At 76.0% G+C, this 20033-nt stretch carries 21 protein-coding genes; 13 read left to right on the top strand and 8 right to left on the bottom strand.

Going from position 1 to position 20033, the window contains the following annotated elements:
• The first annotated feature begins 33 nt into the window (after positions 1–33).
• Positions 34–921: a GNAT family N-acetyltransferase gene (locus tag Q0840_RS05360; protein WP_298457148.1), complete on the top strand. Its 888-nt coding sequence runs from the start codon at positions 34–36 to the stop codon at positions 919–921.
• 19 nt (positions 922–940) lie between these two features.
• Here the strand turns inward: Q0840_RS05360 and Q0840_RS05355 are convergent, their stop codons facing one another.
• Positions 941–1672: an AIM24 family protein gene (locus Q0840_RS05355; RefSeq protein WP_298457146.1), complete on the bottom strand. Its 732-nt coding sequence runs from the start codon at positions 1670–1672 to the stop codon at positions 941–943.
• Positions 1673–1828: 156 nt separating this feature from the next.
• Here Q0840_RS05355 and Q0840_RS05350 point away from each other — a divergent pair, with 156 nt between their 5' ends.
• The 9 genes from Q0840_RS05350 to Q0840_RS05310 all read left to right on the top strand — a co-directional run bounded on the left by Q0840_RS05350 (position 1829) and on the right by Q0840_RS05310 (position 9781).
• Positions 1829–2614 carry a DUF1206 domain-containing protein gene (locus Q0840_RS05350; RefSeq protein WP_298457145.1) on the top strand — a complete coding sequence of 262 codons (786 nt, stop codon included), beginning with the start codon at positions 1829–1831 and terminating at the stop codon, positions 2612–2614.
• Between the two features lie 49 nt (positions 2615–2663).
• Entirely contained in the window at positions 2664–4847 is a 2184-nt protein-coding gene (locus Q0840_RS05345) for a thioredoxin domain-containing protein (protein ID WP_298457143.1), read from the top strand.
• Between the two features lie 10 nt (positions 4848–4857).
• Positions 4858–5010, top strand: a complete 153-nt coding sequence (locus tag Q0840_RS05340; RefSeq protein ID WP_298457142.1) for a hypothetical protein — start codon at positions 4858–4860, stop codon at positions 5008–5010.
• The gene (locus Q0840_RS05335) at positions 5007–5216 is read left to right on the top strand and encodes a hypothetical protein (protein WP_298457140.1); all 210 of its coding nucleotides are present in this window, start codon (positions 5007–5009) and stop codon (positions 5214–5216) included. The genes Q0840_RS05340 and Q0840_RS05335 overlap by 4 nt, the downstream gene beginning before the upstream one ends.
• Positions 5217–5436: 220 nt before the next feature.
• On the top strand, positions 5437–6855 hold the full coding sequence (locus tag Q0840_RS05330) for an MFS transporter (RefSeq protein ID WP_298457137.1): 1419 nt from the start codon (positions 5437–5439) through the stop codon (positions 6853–6855).
• Positions 6856–6960: 105 nt separating this feature from the next.
• Positions 6961–7122: a hypothetical protein gene (locus Q0840_RS05325; RefSeq protein ID WP_298457134.1), complete on the top strand. Its 162-nt coding sequence runs from the start codon at positions 6961–6963 to the stop codon at positions 7120–7122.
• Positions 7119–8009, top strand: coding sequence for a D-hexose-6-phosphate mutarotase (locus Q0840_RS05320; protein WP_298457131.1), 891 nt, complete (start codon positions 7119–7121; stop codon positions 8007–8009). The genes Q0840_RS05325 and Q0840_RS05320 overlap by 4 nt, the downstream gene beginning before the upstream one ends.
• 116 nt (positions 8010–8125) lie before the next feature.
• Complete coding sequence (locus tag Q0840_RS05315) at positions 8126–8878, top strand: MBL fold metallo-hydrolase (protein ID WP_298457129.1); 753 nt, start codon at positions 8126–8128, stop codon at positions 8876–8878.
• A 144-nt stretch (positions 8879–9022) separates the two neighbouring features.
• On the top strand, positions 9023–9781 hold the full coding sequence (locus tag Q0840_RS05310; RefSeq protein ID WP_298457127.1) for a GAF and ANTAR domain-containing protein: 759 nt from the start codon (positions 9023–9025) through the stop codon (positions 9779–9781).
• 73 nt (positions 9782–9854) lie between these two features.
• Here the strand turns inward: Q0840_RS05310 and Q0840_RS05305 are convergent, their stop codons facing one another.
• The 3 genes from Q0840_RS05305 to Q0840_RS05295 form a co-directional block, all read right to left on the bottom strand.
• Positions 9855–10385 (bottom strand): MOSC domain-containing protein, encoded by a 531-nt coding sequence (locus Q0840_RS05305; RefSeq protein ID WP_298457253.1) that lies wholly within the window; start codon positions 10383–10385, stop codon positions 9855–9857.
• 515 nt (positions 10386–10900) lie between these two features.
• Positions 10901–11872, bottom strand: coding sequence for a sigma-70 family RNA polymerase sigma factor (locus Q0840_RS05300; protein ID WP_298457124.1), 972 nt, complete (start codon positions 11870–11872; stop codon positions 10901–10903).
• Positions 11873–12434: 562 nt separating this feature from the next.
• Positions 12435–13427 carry an NAD(P)/FAD-dependent oxidoreductase gene (locus Q0840_RS05295; RefSeq protein ID WP_367183070.1) on the bottom strand — a complete coding sequence of 331 codons (993 nt, stop codon included), beginning with the start codon at positions 13425–13427 and terminating at the stop codon, positions 12435–12437.
• An 80-nt stretch (positions 13428–13507) separates the two neighbouring features.
• On the opposite strand from Q0840_RS05295, the gene Q0840_RS05290 reads away from it, so the two are divergent.
• Positions 13508–14104, top strand: a complete 597-nt coding sequence (locus Q0840_RS05290) for a helix-turn-helix domain-containing protein (RefSeq protein WP_298457122.1) — start codon at positions 13508–13510, stop codon at positions 14102–14104.
• A gap of 52 nt (positions 14105–14156) precedes the next feature.
• On the opposite strand, the gene Q0840_RS05285 is transcribed toward Q0840_RS05290, so the two are convergent.
• Positions 14157–15341, bottom strand: coding sequence for a glycoside hydrolase family 88 protein (locus Q0840_RS05285; RefSeq protein WP_298457121.1), 1185 nt, complete (start codon positions 15339–15341; stop codon positions 14157–14159).
• Entirely contained in the window at positions 15338–15850 is a 513-nt protein-coding gene (locus Q0840_RS05280) for a mycothiol transferase (protein WP_298457110.1), read from the bottom strand. The genes Q0840_RS05285 and Q0840_RS05280 overlap by 4 nt, the downstream gene beginning before the upstream one ends.
• 218 nt (positions 15851–16068) lie before the next feature.
• Here Q0840_RS05280 and Q0840_RS05275 point away from each other — a divergent pair, with 218 nt between their 5' ends.
• Positions 16069–17853 carry a thiamine pyrophosphate-requiring protein gene (locus Q0840_RS05275; protein WP_298457108.1) on the top strand — a complete coding sequence of 595 codons (1785 nt, stop codon included), beginning with the start codon at positions 16069–16071 and terminating at the stop codon, positions 17851–17853.
• A 25-nt stretch (positions 17854–17878) separates the two neighbouring features.
• On the opposite strand, the gene Q0840_RS05270 is transcribed toward Q0840_RS05275, so the two are convergent.
• Together Q0840_RS05270 and Q0840_RS05265 are read right to left on the bottom strand one after the other, a co-directional pair.
• The gene (locus Q0840_RS05270) at positions 17879–18448 is read right to left on the bottom strand and encodes a DUF1697 domain-containing protein (protein WP_298457106.1); all 570 of its coding nucleotides are present in this window, start codon (positions 18446–18448) and stop codon (positions 17879–17881) included.
• 17 nt (positions 18449–18465) lie between these two features.
• Positions 18466–18840: a DUF5997 family protein gene (locus Q0840_RS05265; RefSeq protein ID WP_298457248.1), complete on the bottom strand. Its 375-nt coding sequence runs from the start codon at positions 18838–18840 to the stop codon at positions 18466–18468.
• 116 nt (positions 18841–18956) lie between these two features.
• On the opposite strand from Q0840_RS05265, the gene Q0840_RS05260 reads away from it, so the two are divergent.
• Complete coding sequence (locus tag Q0840_RS05260) at positions 18957–19775, top strand: LysR substrate-binding domain-containing protein (RefSeq protein ID WP_298457104.1); 819 nt, start codon at positions 18957–18959, stop codon at positions 19773–19775.
• Positions 19776–20033 lie beyond the last annotated feature (258 nt).

Below are 20033 nucleotides of genomic sequence, written 5' to 3'. Positions count from 1 at the left end.
CCCGCTCGGCCGTGCGCCCGTCGGTGCCCTAGCGTGATCCCGCGCCGGGCCGGGATGGTCCCGGCGCACCCGACCCCGGAGGCCACGTTGCGCCCGTCCCTCGCCGTCCGTGAGCTGGTCGACGACGCCCTGTGGTCGGTGCACCGTGACGGGGCCGCGGAGGTGCTCCGGGACGACGACCGCGCCCGGTCGGCGACGACACGCGTGGACGACGCCGAGTGGAACGGGGTGCTCCGCGCGCGGCCCGCGCCGGGTCAGACCCCCGACGAGCTCGTGCAGGAGCTGCTGGCCCCCTACGTCAGGACCGCCACCGCGATGCTGTGGCACACCGACGGGGACGTCGATCCCGGGCTCGAGGCCGCCCTGCGCGCGGCGGGGCTCACGGTCGTCGAGCAGGAGCCGGCGATGGTCGCCGACCTCGACCCGATCGCGGTCGCGGTCGAGGCACCGCCCGGCGTCGTCGTCCAGGAGGTGGACGACCTCGTCGGGCTGCGGGCCTGGATGTGCGTGCTGCTCGGCCTGGACCCGCGGGCGGAGGCTGCCGTCCCGGAGCGTGTGCGGCCGCGGCTCAGCGCCCTGGTCGCGGCGCGCGCCGGGGTCGCCCTGCCCGGCGGCGACCGCCACGCCCCGCACCTGCTGGCCACCGCCGACGGGCTGCCGGTGGGCTGCGCCGCGGTGTTCACGTCGGGGCCTGCGGCGGTCGTGGACCACGTCGTCACGGCCCGCCCGTGGCGCGGTCGGGGCATCGGCACCGCGCTCACCCGGGCCGCGATGGCGGCGGGCAGCGCGGCAGGCCACGACCGGGCCGTGCTGACCGCCTCGCCCGACGGCGTGGGCATCCTCCGGGCGCTGGGCTTCACCCCGGTCGGCGACGTGCGGCGGTACCGCTGGTCACCGGGCATGCGCACGCCGGTCCGCTGACGGCCACCCGGACCACCGGTCAGCCGCCGAGCAGACCGCCCAGTCCGCCGCCCCCGCGGTTCGCGCCGCCGGCCTGGTGGCCGCCGTCCACGACGGACTCGCTGGGCTGGACCACCACGTACCCCTGCCCGCGGAACGCCATCTGGAAGGTCTCCCCCGTCCCGCCGCGCACCATCGAGCGCAGGCCCCCGGTGTCGACCCGGATGTCCATGCCGACGCCGGACGTCCACAGCACGACGGCCTGCGGGTCGCCGAAGGTGGGCGCGGAGGCGACGTCGAGCGCGACCGGCTCGCCCTTGGTGGTGACGGCGACGTACCCGGTGCCGCGCAGCGAGACGTTGTAGAGCCCGCCGGTCATGGCCGCGCCGCGTGCCTGCAGCCGGTGGATGTCCCATTCCACGGAGGAGGAGAACGCGAGCACGTTGCTGCCGTTGACCGAGATCTCGTCGTTCTCCAGGTACATGATCTGCACCTCGGCCGCCTGGTCGGCGACGAACAGCTCGCCCTGGCCCGAGCACTGCATCATGTCGACGCCCTCGCCGGTCACGGCCGCCTTGAACATCTTGCCGAGACCGCCGGCGCCCCGGTTCTCGAATCGGATGTCGCCCTGGTAGGCGACCATCGAGCCACTGCGGGCCCACACCGGCCCGTACCCCATCTGGATCTTCAGCAGCTTCTTGCCCTGCAGCGAGAACGGGTCCGGCGAGGCGTTCTCGCGGAAGTCGGTGAACAGGGTCCCGTGGATGGTCATGGTCGGTGTCCCCTCAGGCGTGGCCGGTCGGATGCGGGCGGACGTCCGGTTCTGCGCGTCGGACGGCCGCCACGCGCCGACCCTATCGACGGCGCGGGGAGCCGGGGGCGGTCCCGGTGCCTCGCGTCGCCCACGTCCCGGTGCCAGGGTGGGCCCATGACCGAAGACGCACGCAGCACCGCTCGCCAGGCCGGCCACCACCCCGTGGTGGAGAAGGGCGCGCGGCTCGGGTACGCCGCGAACGGCCTGATCAACCTCGTGATCGGGTGGATCGCGCTGCAGCTGGCCCTGGGGAGCGGGACCGGGGGGGAGCAGGCCAGCGCCAGCGGCGCGCTGCGCACGCTGGCCGAGCAGCCGTTCGGCGCCGTCCTGCTGTGGGTCATCCTCGCCGGCTTCGTGCTGCTGGGTCTGTGGCAGGCGGTGTCCGCCTTCCTCGACGGCGAGACCAAGGAGCGCGTCAAGGCGGCCGCCAAGGCGGTCACCTACCTCGTCCTGGCCGGGCTGACCTGGACGATCGTGGGCAGCTCCGGGGGCGGCTCCGGCGGCGGGTCGGCCGGGCTCACCGCGACGCTCATGCAGCAGCCGTTCGGCCGGGTCCTGGTGGCGCTCGTCGGCGTCGGCGTCGCTGCCGTCGGCGTGTACCACGCCATCAAGGGATGGACCAAGAAGTTCCTGCAGGACCTCCAGGAGCGCCCCGACCACTGGGTCGTCGTGGCCGGCCGCGCCGGCTACATCGCCCGCGGCATCGCCCTGGTCGTGGTCGGCGGGTTGTTCGTGACCGCGGCGTGGACGGCTGACCCGCAGGAGGCGCAGGGGCTCGACGGCGCCCTGCAGGCCATGCTGCAGGTGCCGTTCGGACGCGTGCTGCTCGGGCTGGTGGCGCTCGGGTTCGTCGCGTACGGCGTCTACTCGTTCGCCCGGGCCAAGTACGCCGACATCTGACCCCCGTCACCGGATCGCGTACCCCGCACCGCGGGGCCACAGTGGACCGGTGGCCAACCGACTCGCGACGAGCACCAGCCCGTACCTGCACCAGCACGCCGAGAACCCCGTCGACTGGTTCGAGTGGGGCGAGGAGGCGTTCGCCGAGGCCCGGCGCCGCGACGTGCCGGTGCTGGTCTCGACCGGCTACGCCGCCTGCCACTGGTGCCACGTCATGGCGCACGAGTCGTTCGAGGACCCGGCCGTCGCGGCGTTCATGAACGAGCACTTCGTCAACGTCAAGGTCGACCGCGAGGAGCGGCCGGACGTCGACGCGGTCTACATGGAGGCGACCCAGGCGATGACCGGGGCCGGCGGCTGGCCGATGACCGTCTTCGCGACCCCCGACGGCGACCCCTTCTACTGCGGCACGTACTTCCCGCCCCGGCCGGTGCAGGGCATGCCGTCGTTCCCCCAGGTGCTCGCGGCCATGGCCGCGGCGTGGACGGGCCAGCGCGGCGACGTCGAGTCCAGCGCCGCCGCGATCCGCGAGGCCCTCGCCGAGCGCGGGTCGCTCGCACCGGCGGCGCCGGGCACCGGGACAGGCACCGCCACGAGCACCGGTACGGGCACCGGCACCGGCGGCCCGGCGGGACTCGGCCCCACGGTCGAGCTCCCCGTCGACCCGGCGGCGGTCGAGGCGGCGCTGGCCGGCATCGCCGGGAGCTACGACGCCGAGCGGGGCGGCTTCGGCGGCGCACCGAAGTTCCCGCCGTCGATGGTGCTGGAGTGGCTGCTGCGCCACCACGCCCGCACCGGACGGACCGATGCGCTGGCGATGGCCGAGCGGACCCTGGACGCGATGGCGCGGGGTGGGATGTACGACCAGCTCGGCGGCGGCTTCGCGCGGTACTCGGTCGACGCGTCGTGGACGGTCCCCCACTTCGAGAAGATGCTCTACGACAACGCCCTGCTGCTGCGCGTGTACGCCCACTGGTGGCGGGCCACCGGTGCACCGCTCGCGCACCGCGTCGTCACCGAGACGGCCGACTGGATGCTGCGCGAGCTGCGCACCCCCGCGGGCGGCTTCGCCTCCGCGCTGGACGCCGACAGCGACGGCCACGAGGGCGCGTTCTCGGTGTGGACGCCGGCCCAGCTGGTCGACGTCCTCGGCGCCGACGAGGGCGCCTGGGCCGCCGAGCTCCTGGGCGTCACCACGGCCGGGACGTTCGAGCACGGCAGCTCGGTGCTGCAGCTGCTCGCCGATCCGCCGGAGCACGAGACGGCGCGGTACGCCGGCGTGCGGGCGCGCCTGCTGGCGGCCCGCGAGACCCGGCCACGTCCGGGCCGCGACGACAAGGTCGTCTCGGGCTGGAACGGGCTGGCCGTCGCCGCGCTCGCCGAGGCCGGTGCCCTGCTGGGGCGGACGGACTGGGTGGACGCCGCGGGCGACGCGGCCCGGCTCCTGCTCGATCTGCACGTGCGCGCTCCCGGCACGGCGGCGGGCCGGGAGGGAGCGCGGCTGGTCCGCACCTCGCGGGACGGCGTCGCCGGGTCGGCGGCCGGGGTGCTCGAGGACTACGCCGACGTCGCCGAGGGCCTGCTCGCGCTGTGGTCGGTCACGGGTGAGGCGCGGTGGTGGCGCGGTGCCGGAGCCCTGCTGGGCACCGTGCTCGACCACTTCGGTGACGGTGCGGGCGGCTTCTTCGACACCGCCGACGACGAGACCGACAGCGTGCTGGCGCGCATCCGCCGACCGCGGGACCCCGCCGACGGACCGGTGCCCGCCGGCCAGTCCGCCGCCGCGGGGGCGCTGCTGACGTTCGGGGCGCTGACCGGCTCGCTCGAGCACCGCGAGGCCGCGCTGGCGGCGCTCGCCGAGCCGCTGCGGATCGCGACCCGGTACCCCCGCGCGGCCGGTTGGGCGCTGGCCGTCGCGGAGGCGGTCCTGGACGGTCCCCGGGAGGTCGCCGTCGTCGGGCCGCCGGACGACGAGCGGACCCGCGCGCTGGTCCGGGCCGCCCGGGGGGGCACCGCGCCGGGGCTCGTGGTCGCGGTCGGCCGGCCCCAGCCCGCGGATTGCGACGAGCTGCCCCCGCTGCTGCACGACCGGCCGATGGTCGACGGCGGCGCGGCGGCGTACGTGTGCCGCGGCTCGGTGTGCGACCGGCCGACGACGGATCCCGAGGCGCTCGCCCGGCAGCTCGGGTCCGGCGGGCGTAGCGTCGTGGGCGCCCGAGCCCGCGACCTGTGAAGGAGAGACGATGACCGAGGACACGTCCGTCCCCGTCCCCGAGACGCCCGCCGAGGACCCCGACGCCGCCTACGCCGAGCCGGAGAACGACGACCTGGGCCTGACCGACCGTCAGGACGCCGTGGACGGCCGCGGGTTCGAGCTCGAGGAGGAGCGCCCGTGAGCGCCCACGACACCGGCGGCACCAGGCACTCCGGCGGCCGGGACACGGCCGGCGTGCCGCCCGAGCCCGACATCCCGGCCGACGCCGCCTCGGAGGGCTTGCTGCCGGCCGACCCGGACAACACCGACCCGACGCCGGGGTCCGACAACGACGGCATCGAGCCGGGCTACACCCCGCCGCCGGACCTCCCGCCGTCCCGCCCGTAGCCGCCTCGCAGGGAGCCGTCCCATGGCAGCCGGTCGGCGACGTCGCCGCGCTGCCGGTCGGGCGCCGCGGTCCGGGCCCCGCCCCCGGTAGGGTGCGGCGACGCGTCCCCGCGTCGCCCCACCTCGCCACCGGGCCGCGGCCCGCACCGGCGCCGGGGCAGTCAGCGGCTCCGGCGGGCGACCTGTGCGCACGCGTGGGCCCGCGAGGAGAGAGAGACCCGTGACGAGCACGCCGACGCGCACCCGCACCGAACGCCTCGATTCGCTGCCCTTCACCCCGCAGCACCGCAAGCTGCTGGTGGGCTCCGGTCTGGGGTGGGCGTTCGACGCCATGGACGTCGGCCTGATCTCCTTCGTCATCGCGGCGCTCGGCGTCCAGTGGGGCCTCGACGACGGGCAGCGGTCCTGGATCGCGTCGGCCGGGTTCGTCGGGATGGCGGTCGGCGCGAGCCTCGGCGGGCTGCTCGCAGACCGCATCGGGCGCCGCCAGGTGTTCGCCCTGACGCTGCTCGTGTACGGCCTCGCGACCGGTGCCTCCGCGCTCGCGGCCTCCGTCGGCGTGCTCATCGCGCTGCGCTTCGTCGTCGGGCTCGGGCTCGGCGCCGAGCTGCCGGTCGCGTCCACGCTGGTCAGCGAGTTCGCCCCGCCGCGCATCCGCGGTCGGGTCGTCGTCGCGCTCGAGGCGTTCTGGGCCATCGGCTGGACGCTGTCGGCGCTGATCGGGTACCTCGTCGTCCCCGGCAGCGACGACGGCTGGCGGTGGGCGCTGGCGATCGGCGCCGTGCCGGCGCTGTACGCGGTCGTGGTGCGCCGGGGCCTGCCCGAGTCGGTGCGGTTCCTGGAGTCACGCGGGCGGCACGCCGAGGCCGAGGAGGTCGTCGAGCGCTTCGAGGCCGCAGCCGCCGGCACCCGGCCCGCACGGGCAACCGCGGACGACGCCGCGCGCCCGGCCGTCGTCGACCGGTCCACCGCGCCCGGCCGCGCCCCCCACGGCCGCACCCGCAGCAGCGCCGACGGCCCCACCGACGAGCCCGCGGCCGTCGCCCCGCGGATGGGCGACCTGTGGTCGCGCCGGCTGCGCCGCCGCACCGGGATGCTGTGGCTGGTGTGGTTCGCCGTGAACTTCTCCTACTACGGCGCCTTCATCTGGCTGCCGAGCCTGCTGTTCGACTCCGGCTTCTCGCTCGTGCGCTCCTTCGAGTACACGCTGATCATCACCCTCGCCCAGCTGCCGGGGTACTTCGCCTCCGCCGTGCTGGTCGAGAAGTGGGGCCGCCGCCCGACGCTGGTGACCTTCCTGCTCGGGTCGGCCGCGTCGGCCGGGCTGTTCGCGCAGGCGGACGGCAGCACCCAGGTGCTCGTCGCCGGCATGCTGCTGTCGTTCTTCAACCTCGGGGCCTGGGGGGCGCTGTACGCCGTCACCCCCGAGCTGTACCCGACGCGGCTGCGGGCCACGGGCGCCGGGTCGGCGGCCGCCTTCGGCCGGCTCGCGTCCATCCTCGCGCCGCTCGCCGTGCCGCCGCTGCGCGACCAGGGCGGCACGGGCCTGCTGTTCCTGGTCTTCGCCGTCGTGTTCGTGATCGCCGCCGCGGGCTCGCTCGGCCTGCCCGAGCGCCGCGGCGCGACCCTCGAGGACTGACCCGGCGACGTCGTCCCGCCTCGCCTTGCCGGTGCCCGTGGAGCGGGGCACGCTGAGGCGGCACGCCGCACCGCCCCACGCGGCACCGACCCGAGAGGCGCAGACATGACCAGCCAGGACGACTCCACCACCCCCGACGACGCCCGCCCCACCGACGTCGAGCCCGGAGCGGTCCCCAACACCGAGTCCGGTGCGGGACTGGGTGCCGGCCAGCCGTCGACGTTCGAGCCCGAGGAGGACCCCGACGCGGTCCCCGACGCCCCGTGAGCACCCTCGGCGCGCTGCCGGCGTCCGTCCGCCTCGAGCCGGGCGCCGGCGGCCTGCCGCGGTTGGTGGTCACCGGCCCCGCCGCGTCGGCCGAGATCTACCTGCACGGCGCGCAGGTCACCCGGTGGCAGCCGTCCGGGCACGACGACGTCCTGCGGCTGAGCCGGCAGAGCCGGTTCGCCGAGGGCACCGCGATCCGCGGCGGCGTGCCGATCTGCTTCCCGTGGTTCGGCGCGCTCGACGGGCACCCTGACGCGCCGTCGCACGGGTTCGCCCGGGTGACGCCGTGGACCGTCCACGGCGCGGAGGAGACCGGGGACGACGTCGTCGTGACCCTCGGCCTGACCGACTCCGCGGCCACCCGGGCCTCGCACTGGCCGCACGCGTTCCACGCGACCGCCCGGATCACCGTCGGGGCACAGCTGGCCGTGGCGCTGACCGTTCGCAGCACCGGCGACCGTCCGGTCACGTTCGAGGAGGCGCTGCACGCCTACCTCGGCGTCGGCGACGTCCGCCGGGTCGAGGTGACCGGCCTCGAGGGCGTGCGGTACGTGGACAAGCTCGGCGGGCCCGAGCCGGTCGACCCGGTGCCCGGCCCGGTCCGGCTGACCGGACCCACCGACCGGATCTACCTCGCGCCGAGCGGCCCCACGACCGTCGACGACCCCGTCGGCGGACGCCGGCTGCGGATCACCGGTCAGGGCTCGGGCACCACGGTGCTGTGGAACCCGTGGGCGGCGAAGGCGGCCGAGATGGCGGACCTCGGCGACGACGAGTGGACCGGGATGCTGTGCGTCGAGACGTCCAACGTCGGCCCGGCCGCGGTCCGTCTGGAGCCCGGGGCGAGCCACACGATGACCGCCACGTTCGCTGTCGCACCACGCTGACCCACCCGCGCCGACCGACCCGGCGCTGAGCCACCCGCGCCGGCCGGCCGTCGCGCGCCCCCGCGACCGCCCGGCTAGCGTGGCGACGCCACTGCCGTCCAGCACCGGAGCGCGTCATGCCCCCCACGCTCACCACCGAGGTCGCCGACCGCGTGCATCGCCTGGAGCACGCGCACGTCAACGTGTACCTGGTCGAGGACGGAGGACGGGTGCTCCTGGTCGACACCGGCCTGCCCCGGGCGTGGGACCTCATCGGGCGTGCCCTGCGCGAGCTCGGCCGTCGCCCCGCCGACGTCGCCGCGGTCGCGCTCACCCACGCCCACTTCGACCACACCGGGACCGCCGCCCGCGCGCAGGGACGCCTCGGCGTGTCCGTCTGGGCGCACCCCGACGACTTCTTCATCGCGCGCCACCCGTACCGGTACGCCCACGAGAACCTGCGGGCGGTGTACCCGCTGAGGTACCCGGCCAGCCTCGGCATCCTCGCCGCGATGATGCGGGCCGGGGCGCTGCGCGTGCCCGGCGTCGACGGCCTCGTGCCGTATCCCGGTGAGGGCCCGCTCGACCTGCCCGGCACCCCCCGCGTGGTGCTGACCCCGGGTCACACCGTCGGGCACGTCGCCCTGCACCTGCCCGAGCGCGACGCGGTGATCAGCGGGGACGCGCTCGTGACGCTGGACCCGTACACCGGGCACACCGGTCCGCAGATCGTCGCCGGCGCGGCGACCGCGGACAGCGGCCAGGCGCTCGCCTCGCTCGACCGGCTGGCCACCACCGGCGCGTCCGTGGTGCTGCCCGGGCACGGTGCCCCCTGGAACGCCGGGGTGCGGTCGGCCGTCGAGCTGGCGCGCGAGCGCGGCGCGCACTGACGCGGCGCCGGCCCGACGGGTCGGACCGGTGGCCACCCCGGGGTGCAGCACCGGCGGGAGGTGGGATGATCGACGCGTCACCACCCCGGCCTCCGCGGCCGGGACGACGTGACGGTCCGCAACGGCGCGGCGCAGGGAGCGACCATGGCCACCGACCTCCACACCTTCCCGTCGGGCCCGGTGCCCGTGGCCGACGACGCCCTGCTGGACGAGGTGGCCGCGCTGGCCGCCGACCTCGTCCGGCCGGACCTGCAGTGCGGCATCACGCTGCGCGAGTTCCGCAGCGTGCGGATCGCGGGCAGCAGCGACGTGTCCGCCCGCCGGTGCGAGGCGGTGCAGCAGGCCGAGCGGTTCGGTCCCGGCCTGACCGCCCTGGAGGAGAACCGGGTGGTCGTCGTCGCGCACACCGGCCGGACCCGCCGCTGGCCGGCGTGGCGCGACGCCGCCGTGCACGAGGGGTTCCGCACCGCGGTCGCGCTGCCCACGCCGGTGGGGCGCGGCGTCGACGCCGCGGTGGTGCTCTACGACGCCGCACCGGCGCCGTGGGAGCGCGGCGAGCTGCGCCGGGCCGCCGCGTTCGTGCGACAGGTCGCCCGGGTCGCCGCGCTCGAGATGGAGGTGGGGCGGCTGCACTGCCTGACCGAGGAGCTGTTCGCCGGCGTCTCGGCGCGGGACGCGATCGGTCAGGCGACCGGGATCGTGATGGCGCAGCGCAGCTGCGGACCCGAGGAGGCGCTGGGGGTGCTGCGCCGGGCGGCGGAGCACCGCGGCGTCCAGCTGCGGGACCTGGCAGCGATGATCATCTCGGAGGTGGCACGCGCCGACACGATCCGCTCGTCGATGTTCGACGAGTCACCCGCACCGCGTGAGGTCGTGGGGACCCGGGCGCGCCAGCTGCCCTGACGCATCCCGACCCGTCCCGGTTCGCCGGTCGCACCGCGCAGGGTCGGACCGGGCACGGTCGGGCCCGCCGCGCTCACACCGGTTGCAGGGGGATGTGCGGTCCCTCGGGCAGGTCGATGGCGACCGGGTCACCCGCACGCACGGTGCCACCACGCAGGACCACCGCCATGACGCCCGAGCGGCGCACGACCTGCCCGTCCGGGAGCCGGGTGACCATCTCGCGCATGAGGCCGGGCGCGAGGCCGTCGATCTGCACGCACGGGTTGCGCAGCCCGGTGAGCACGACGGCGGCGTCGGCACCGAGCCGCAGCACCGTCCCGGTCGGCAGGCACAGCAGCGCGATGCCGCGGGTCGTGATGTTCTCCCCCATCCGGCCCGGCGTGACGGCGAAGCCGCGTCCGGCGACCTCCTCGAGCAGCTCCTCGTGCAGGAGGTGGACCTGGCGCAGGTTGGGCGCGTCGGGCTCGCGCGCGGCGTGCGACCGGTGCTTGACGGTCGCCCCGGCGTGGGCGTCGCCCTCGACCCCCCAGTTCTCGACCAGGGTGATGTGGTCGACCACCGGCTTGGTGAACCGGTGCCGGTCGTCGCGGCTGACGGAGACCACGCTGCCGTTCGTACTGCCGGCCGTGCTGCCGGTGCTGATGGTGGTGGTGCTGGGCACGCCGTGAGTCACGGGCACATCCTCCCCCGGCCAGCCGCGCGCCCGCGCCGATGACTCGGCGGCTCGGGTGCGGTCCACCGTGCATGACCGACCCCGGCTCGCTGGGTAGGACCGACCCCGGACCGTTGACCCTCGACGGGGCTGATCTGCTCGCCGACGTCGGCGGCACCTGCGCGGCCGCCACCGCGGAGATCCGGTCGGCCGGCGCGCGGACCGTCGTGTGCGACCTCGCCGACGTGCCGCCGGCCGACCTGGCGGGCGACCTGGCGGGCGTGGACGCGCTGGCGCGGCTGTGCGCCGCAGTCGAGCGGTCCGGCGCCCGCCTGCTGCTGCGCGGTGTGCCGCCCGGCCTGCAAGCGCTGATCCGGCTCGCCGGCCTCACCGACGTGCTGGCGGCCGAGGCGCCGCCGTCGGGCCGAGACGTGCCGGCGCCGCGCTCGGACGTGCCGGCGCCCTGCTCAGACGTCCAGGTGCAGCGGCAGGCCGAAGGCGCGGAAGACGTCCTCCCCGACGAAGTTCGTGATGCTGCTGATGCGCCTCTCGCGGATCTCCAGCAGGTGCACGGCCCACGGCACCAGCCGTCCGGGCGTGCTGCTCGGCTTGTACTGGGCGAAGGCAGGTGAGCCGTTGGCCCGGACGCGCACCATGCGCGACCCGCGGCAGCCGGCTCCCGGCCCCAGGTGCCAGCGCCCGATGTCCTCCGGACCGCTGATCCACAGCGCCCAGGGCGGCATGGACTGCGTCGCGTCCTGGTGCAGCAACGCGACCAGGGCCTCGATGTCGTAGGCCTCGAAGGCCTCGACGTACCGGGCCAGCAGCGCGGCGTGCTCCTCGTCGAGCGGGTCCGGCGCCTCGCCGGCGTCGGCCAGGCGCGTGCTCGCCAGGGTGGCGCGCGCCCGCTGCAGGGCGCTGTTGACCGAGGCGACCGTCGTGCCGAGCAGCTCCGCGACCTCGTCGGCCCGCCACCGCAGCACCTCGCGCAGGATGAGCACGGCGCGCTGCCGCGCGGGCAGGTGCTGGAGCGCCACCACGAAGGCCAGCCGGACCGACTCACGGGCCACCGCGAGCTCCGCCGGGTCGGCCGTCTCGGGCATGATCCGGCCGTCCGGCGCCGGACCGACCCACGTCTGCTCCGGCAGCTGGGCACCGAGCGACGACGCGACCGGCGGGGAGGCCCCCGGGGACAGATCCATCGGCAGGGCGCGGCGCCGGGTCGCCCCCGTGACGTCGAAGCAGACGTTCGTCGCGATCCGGTAGAGCCACGTGCGCAGCGACGAGCGACCGTCGAACCGGTCGACCCCGCGCCAGGCCCGCACCATTACCTCCTGGACCGCGTCGTCGGCGTCGAAGGCGGAGCCGAGCATCCGGTAGCAGAACCCGGTGAGCTCGCGGCGATGGGCCTCGAGCTGCTGCTCCATCTCCCTCGTCACCCGCGGGGGCGTGGCGACGGAGGCTGACGGGGACGCGGGACCGGCCATGCCGGCCTCCCTTCACACGCTCGGGGCGGAGCCCCGCGGAGCGGCAGGCCCCGCGGCACGACGGCGCGACCGGGCAGCTGCGCTGCGCGAGCGTGGCGGCTGGTCAGCCCGGGATCGGCCGTACCGGCATCGTGGCAGCCGCCACCCACACGCCACAACCATCTGCCGCGTCCGCGTACCGGCGCCGCCGGCGACCGCGCGCGAGCGGGCGACCCTGCGCCGTGACCCGCACCCCGGCGGCCGCACTCGTACACTTGTTCGAATGCAGGAGGTCGACTGGTCGCGCTGGCGACGGACGCCCCGCGGGTACGAGCTGATCCCTCCCCGCGGGTGCCCGCGCGGGCACCGCTGGACGGTCGACGGCCCCGGCCGACCCGCGCAGCGATCGGTCACCTGCGGCTGTACGCCGGACCGCCGCCACCTCGTCTGGGTGTGCCCCACCTGCGCGACCTACTGCGCCCAGGGCTGCACCGATGTCCGCGCGTGGGCGACGTCGACCGTGCCCGTCGGTGTCTCACCCGACCGGCGCGCGGCCCTCTAGGGTGCGCGTGGAGCGGCGGTGCGCCTCGACCGCCGTCCGGGTCTCCTCCAGGACGAGGTCGGCGTTGATCTGCGCCCCGGCCATCGCGCCCGCGGCGGCGGCCGCGCCCACCTGCGCGGCCAGGTCCGTCACGTTGCCCGCGACCCAGACGCCGGCGACCTCCGTGCGGCCGGTCGGGTCGCACGCGAGGTGCTGACCCATCCCGCTCGGGTGCTCCTGCGGCACCAGACCGAGACCGGCCAGCACGGCGCCGCGCGCGACCATCCGCGGTGCGACGGCGACCACCTCACGGTCGACGACGCCGCCGTCGGCGAGCCGCAGACCGGTGATCCGTCCCGCTGCGGTCCTGACCGACGCCACGGGCCCCGGCACGACCCGGATGCCGCGCGCGGCGAGCTGCTCGAGGTCGTCGTCGGACGGCGACGGCTGCGCGTGGGTGAGGAGGACGACGTCGGGGCTCCACTGGCGGAACAGCAGCGCCTGGTGCACCGACATCGGCCCGGTGGCCAGGACGCCGATCGCCCGGTCCCGCACCTCCCACCCGTGGCAGTACGGGCAGTGCACGACGCCGTGCCCCCACTGCTCACGCAGCCCCGGCACGTCCGGCAGCTCGTCGACGAGGCCGGTCGTCACCAGCAGCCGGCGCGCCCGCACCGATCGGCCGTCCGCGAGGGACACCGCGAACCGGTCGCCGTCACGTACCGCCCCGGCCACCACGCCCGTCACCACCCCGCCCCCGTACCCGCGCACCTCCTGCCGGCCCCGCTCGAGCAGCTCGGCCGGCGGCGTCCCCTCCCGGCCGAGCAGGCCGTGCACCGCGTCCGCCGGCGCGTTGCGCGGTTGACCCGCGTCCACCACGACGACGGACCGCCGGGCCCGGGCGAGCATCAACGCCCCGTTCAGTCCGGCCGCTCCCCCGCCGATCACCACCACGTCGCACGCCTGCTCCAGCCGATCGGTCACCATGACCACCACCTCCGCCGCCGACCCTGCACCCGTTCCGCCATGCCGCGCAAACATCCTTGCCGCAGTGGCAAATTCGGCGGATGGACGCCGACCTCTCCGACACCCTGACCACCGTCGGGCCGCGGCTGCGCGCGCTGCGCCAGGCGCGCGGCACCACGCTGACCGACGTCTCGGCCCTGACCGGGGTCTCGGTCAGCACCCTGTCCCGGCTCGAGTCCGGGTCACGTCGGCCGACGCTGGAGCTGCTGCTCCCGCTGGCCCGTGCCTACGGCGTCACGCTGGACGAGCTCGTGGACGCCCCACCGACCGGGGACCCCCGCGTCCACCTGCGGCCGGTCACCCGTCACGGCATGACCGTGGTGCCGCTGACGCGCCGACCCGGCGGCATCCAGGCGTACAAGCACGTGCTCGCGGCCGGGGCCCGCGGGCCCGAGCCCGACCCGCAGACCCACGAGGGGTACGAGTGGCTGTACGTCCTGGACGGGCGGCTGCGCGTCGTGCTCGGCGAGCACGACCTCGTGCTGTCCCCCGGTGAGGCGGCCGAGTTCGACACCCGGACGCCGCACTGGTTCGGGCCCGTCGGCGACGAGCCGGTGGAGTTCCTCAGCCTGTTCGGCCGGCAGGGCGAGCGGGCGCACCTGCGGGCGCGCCCCCGCGCGCGCCGCGCCGACGGGTGACCGCGCCCCCGGGTCCGGTCGGAGGCGGCGCCGTGCGACCTCGGTCGGGCGGTCAGTCCGCCGGCCGGCGCCCCGCATAGCGTTCGATGGAGTCCACCGCGTCGAGGAACCAGTAGTCGCCCCACATGACCGACTCGTCGACGCCGAGGTCCTTGCGCTCGTGGTAGACGCCGTGCTTGAGGACCCCCTCCCAGTCCTCGTCCGGGTCGGCCAGGAACTGCGGGTCACCGAGGGCGAGGACGGTCCGCACCGCGTGGTCGGCGTACACGCGGGACCGCGCCGGGTCCTGCACCAGGCCGGCCAGCTGCCACAGGCCACCCGCGGCGGCCGCTGCGGCCGAGCTCTCCCACGGGCGCGGCGGGTCCGGCTCCTCCCAGTCGTTGGGCGGCACCAGGGCCGTCCGGGTCCGCTCCACCCAGAAGTCGGCGGTCGCCTGCGCGGTCGCCAGGAAGCGGCGGTCCCCGGTGAAGCGGTACACCGTGCCGAAGCCGTACAGCGCCCAGGCCTGCCCCCGCGCCCACGAGCCCGCGTCGGACCAGCCCTGCTGGGTGGTCTGGGCCACGAACCGTCCCGTGGCCAGGTCGAACATCGCCTCGTGGGATGCCGACCCGTCACCGCGCACGAGGTGACGCCGGGTGGTCAGGCAGTGCTGCACCGCGACCCGGGCGAGATCCTCGTCGCCGGTCTGCGCAGCGGCGTACAGGGCCAGGTGGATGTTCATCATGATGTCGATGAACAGCGAGTCCGGCCGCCGGAAGCTCGGCATGTAGCCGCCCACGGGGCGGTAGCGGCTCGCCGTCGTCCGGCCTGCCGCGACCAGCACGTCGTTCAGCCGCGGGTCCCCGGTGAGCTCGTACCAGCGCCGGTAGGTGGACCAGAACAGGAACCCGAGGTCGTGCACGGTGTCGTCGGCGGTGCGGTGCTCGATCAGCGTGGAGTAGTGCTCGGCCTTCGCACGGAACCGGTCCCGTGCGGCCGCGTCACCGGCGCGCTCGGACAGCATCCACAGCTGTCCGCCGAGGAACCCCTCGCACCAGTTGGTCCACGCCTCGCCGTCGACCACCCAGCGGCCGCCGCGCGTGTACAGGGGGAAGGCGTCCGGGTGGCGCTCGGTGAGGGCGTCCACCTTCGCGGCCGCCGTCGCCCACGCACGCGTGGCGACCCCGGCGAACGCCGGGTCCACGCGCAGGTCGTGCGGGAGCACGACCGGCAGCATCGTCGGCAGCACCTGCGTCACCCCGCCGTCGACGTCAGCAGGCCGCGGACGTACGCGGCCTGCCCCGCGTGCTGCAGGTCGTCGCTCAGCACGCTGACCAGCCGGACCCCGAGGGTGACCGGCGGGTCGTAGGACGCGTCCACCACCCGGTCCAGGTCCTCGTCGGTGACCGCGGACAGGTGCTCGGCCGTCCGCGCGTGCACGGCCTCCAGGTAGGCCAGCAGCAGCTGCCCGTCGACCTGCACCGCGGCGACCTGGTCGCCGTCGTGCCCGTACCCGGTGTCGGTCGGGTCGAAGGGCAGGCCGAAGCGCTCCACCCACCCCTGGGAGGTCCAGACCTGGTCGGCGTCGAACGCGTCGGCCAGGTGGTCGTCCTGAACGCGGGCCAGGTGCCACACCAGCCACCCGACGGAGTTGCCGACCCCGGACGGACGGTGCGCGAGCCCCTGCGGGTCGAGCCCGTCCAGCACGGAGCGCACCACCTCCCGGATCCGGCCGAACCCGTCCGCGAGCACCTCACCAGACAGCATCGTGCGTCCCCTCGTCGTCGCCGGTCGGCGGCCGCCGCGCGTGCCACCTGCCGCCCATCGTCACCCCGCCGGGCGACGCCGTCGCGTCGAGCGCGCCCGGATGCGGCCCGGGTGCCGCCCGCCGACCATGGAGCACCACCGCACCCACTCCAGGAGCCGGCCATGACCCGCACGACGACGACATCCGGGCACACCCACGGGACCGGGACGGCGCGGGCATGAGGACGGTCGCCGACGGCCTGGTCGACCGGCTGCGCGACTGGGGCGTGCGTCGCGTGTTCGGCTACGCCGGGGACGGCATCGACCCGATCCTCGCCGCGCTGGCCCGCGCGTCCGGTGACATCGAGCTGGTCACCGCCCGGCACGAGGAGATGGCGGCGTTCATGGCCACGGGCCACGCCAAGTACTCCGGTCAGGTCGGCGTGTGCCTGGCGACCCAGGGGCCGGGCGCGATCCACCTGCTCAACGGCCTGTACGACGCCAAGCTGGACCGCACGCCGGTGGTCGCCGTGGTGGGGCAGGTGGTCTCCACCGCGCTGGGCAGCGGGTACCTGCAGGAGGTGGACCTGCAGACGCTGTTCAAGGACGTCTGCGGCCAGTACGTGCAGACGGTCACCGCCCCCGAGCAGCTGCCGCTCGTGCTGGACAACGCGATCCGCACCGCGATCGCGACGTCCAGCCCGACCTGCGTGATCGTCACGCACGACGTGCAGCGCGCCGAGCTGCCGGACGACCTGCCGCAGAGCCACGGCGTGGTGCAGACCGGCGACGTCGTGCCGCGGTCGCGGGTGCTGCCCGCCGAGGCCGACCTGGCCCGTGCCGCCGAGCTGCTCGACGCCGGCAGCCGGGTCGCGCTGCTCGTGGGACGCGGTGCCGCCGGCGCGACCCGGGAGGTGCTCGACGTCGCCGAGCGACTCGGGGCGGGGATCGTGACGTCGCTGCTGGGCAAGCCGCTGCTGGACGAGGGGCTCCCGTTCCACTGCGGGGTCATGGGTCACCTGGGCACGACGGCGTCCGCGGACCTGATGGCCGCGTGCGACACGCTGCTCATCGTGGGCAGCAGCGATCCGTGGACGGAGTTCTACCCGACGCCCGGGCAGGCCCGGACGGTGCAGATCGACGTCGCGGCCCGCAACATCGGCTCGAAGTACCCCGTCGAGGTGGGCCTGGCCGGGGACGCCGCCCCCACGCTCGCGGCGCTGCTGCCGCTGCTGGCGCCGAAGGAGCGCACCTGGCGGGCCCGGGTCGAGGCCGACGTCCGGTCCTGGCGCGAGATCGCCGCCCGGCGCGTGCAGGACCCGGCCGACCCGCTTAACCCGCAGCTCGTGGTCAGCGCGCTGTCCGACCACCTGCCGGCGGACGCCCAGGTCTCCGTGGACGTGGGCTCGATCGTGTACTGGTACGCGCGGTTCCTGCGGCTGCCCGTGGGGGTGCCCGCGCACCTGTCCAGCACGCTGGCGTCGATGGGCTCGGCCATGCCGTACGGGATCGCCGCGAAGCTGCTGCACCCCGACCGTCCCGTCGTCGCGCTCGCCGGGGACGGCGCGATGCAGATGAACGGGCTGGCCGAGCTGATCACGGTCGCCGACCGGTGGCAGGACTGGGCCGACCCGCGGTTCGTCGTCCTCGTCCTGCACAACGGTGACCTGGCCGAGGTCTCCTGGGAGCAGCGCGAGATGGAGGGCGACCCACGGTTCGACGTCTCCCAGCACGTACCGGCCTTCCCCTACGCGGGCTACGCCGAGCTGCTCGGCCTGCGCGGCATCCGCGTCGACGACCCGGCGACGGTCCACGACGCGTGGCAGCAGGCGCTGGCCGCGGACCGCCCCTGCGTCGTCGAAGCCGTTGTGGACGGCCGCACCCCGCTGCTGCCGCCGCGCCGGGGTGAGGACGCCGTCGAGCCGATGTGGCGGGCGCTGGAGCAGGAGGCCGACGGTGAGCCGGCGGCGGGACAGCTGCGGCGGCAGCGCGCCCAGGAGGAGCAGGCCCCACCCGCCGGGTGACGCGCCCGCGCACCGAGCCGGGCGCTCAGTCGTCGTCGAGCATGGCGAGCAGGCGCGTGACGGTGGCCCAGTTGCGCAGGGTGATCGGGCCGCCGCACGCGGTCACCACGGCGCGGCGGGTCAGCTGGGCGGCCAGCTCGCTGCGCCCCAGACCGTCCGGCGTGTGCAGGTAGAGCGTCCCGCCGACGACGCACGCCTCGTCCGGGCTGCCCTTGGCGCGGGCCCGCTCCACGGCGTCCGCCACCGCAGCAGGCGCCTGCGGCCCGACACCGCCCTGGACGAAGCCGGCGTGCAGCCGGGTCGGCTCGTGCTCGTCGGGGAACGGGTTGCCGGCGACCACGGCCGCGAGCCCCTCGCGGGTCAGGACGACGACGTCCGGGCTGAGCGGCGTCCGCTCGGTCAGGGCGCGGGCGATGCCGGCGGCGACCTCAGCCGGGTCGTCGACGGCACCGGCGAGCACCACGTTCCCGCTCTGCACGTAGGTCGTCACGTCGCGGTGGCCCAGCGAGAGCACCGCCTCGCGCAGGTCCGCCATCGGCAGCCGGCCGCGGCCGCCGACGTTCACGCCCCGCAGCAGGGCGACGTGGGTGCGCACCGTCGACGCCGCCGTCGCTACGCCGTCGGGCCCGACGCCGCGCGACGCTCGGCGTCCCTGGCCTTGATCCGCTGCTCCTCGCGCTTGACCTCGGCGAGGCTCGCCCGCTCGCGCGACAGCCACGCCGGCGGGTTGGCGACCAGCTCCTCGATCTGCGCCGTGGTCAGCGGGTCGGTGAGCCCGTTGCGGGCCAGCCCACTGGTCGACACCCGCAGCCGGGCCGCGACCACCGACCGCGGGTGCGGCCCGTGGCGTCGCAGGTCCACCAGCCACGGCGGCGGCGTGCGCTGGAGCTCGTTGAGCTCCTCGCGGGTGACGACGCCGGTCTGGAACTCCGGCGGGGTGGCCGGCAGGTACACGTCGAGCTTCGCCGCGGCGGTCGCCGGCTTCATGGTCTGGGTCCGCGTCGAGCGCGCTGGCCGCTGGGCGTCCGGTTCCGTCACCGGCCCAGGATACGGCCCGCCGGTAGCCTGTCCGGCGACCACCCTGGGCGCACGAAGGGCCACCCATGCCGCACGACGAGCCCGACGCCGACCCGGACGCGAGTCCCCCGGGGTTCGGCCTGCTGGTGACGCCGGGGGTCAACCCTGCGAAGTGGCTGCGGGTGTGGGAGCAGCGGCTGCCCGGGGTCCCGCTGCGGCTGGTCGGGGCGACCACCGCCGAGCAGGAGGCCGTCCTCGGCCGCGGCGACGCGGACGCCGGCCTCGTACGCCTCCCGGTGGACCGCGACCACCTCAGCGCGATCCCGCTCTACACCGAGACGACCGTCGTCGTGGTGCCGATCGACCACGTCATCACGGCCGCCGACGAGGTGACCCCGGCCGACCTGGCCGACGAGACGGTCCTGGTCCCGCAGGACGACGTCCTGCCGTGGCCGGACCGGCCGGGCGCCACCAGCGCGCTGGCCGCACCGTCCACCACCGCCGAGGCCGTCGAGCTGGTGGCCGCCGGCGTCGGCGTGCTCGTGGTGCCGCAGTCCCTGGCCCGGCTGCACCACCGCCGGGACCTGACCTACCGGCCGCTCCTGGACGCGCCGACGTCGACCGTCGCGCTGGCCTGGGTGACCGACGCCCAGACCGATCTGGTCGAGGAGCTCATCGGCATCGTCCGCGGCCGGACGGTCAACAGCTCGCGCGGTCGCGCGGCCGCCGTCGGCCAGCGGGCCGGCGACCGGGCCGCGTCGGACGGTCCCGAGCCGTCGCCCCGGGCGGGTCGTCCTGGCGGCGAGGGCCGGGCCGGCGGCACCGGCCGGGCACGCGGGGCGGCCGGCGCGAGGCGGACGTCGCGCCGAGGAGGCGGCCGACCGGGCCGTGGCCGGACGGGCTGACGCGGTCGGTGTCGGGCGCGGTCGGCGTCGGGCGCGGTCGGCGTCGGGCGAGGTCGGCTCGTCGTCGCGTGCCGCGTGTCGCCCAGCCGCTCGGCGCAGAGCCGGACGACCAGGTCGGCTGGGCTGGCCGTGACCGCCGCCACGGCCGGCCACCGCCACAGCTCGGCGGCGGCGCGCTGGCCGCGCGGCCTCCCTCGCGCGGCCCGGGTCTTACGCGGCCCGGGTCATGCGCGGCCCGGGTCATGCGCCGTCGGCCGC

The organism is uncultured Cellulomonas sp. (assembly GCF_947494015.1).
Taxonomy (GTDB): Bacteria; Actinomycetota; Actinomycetes; order Actinomycetales; family Cellulomonadaceae; genus Pengzhenrongella.
This window is presented reverse-complemented; position numbering and strand designations above follow the sequence as displayed.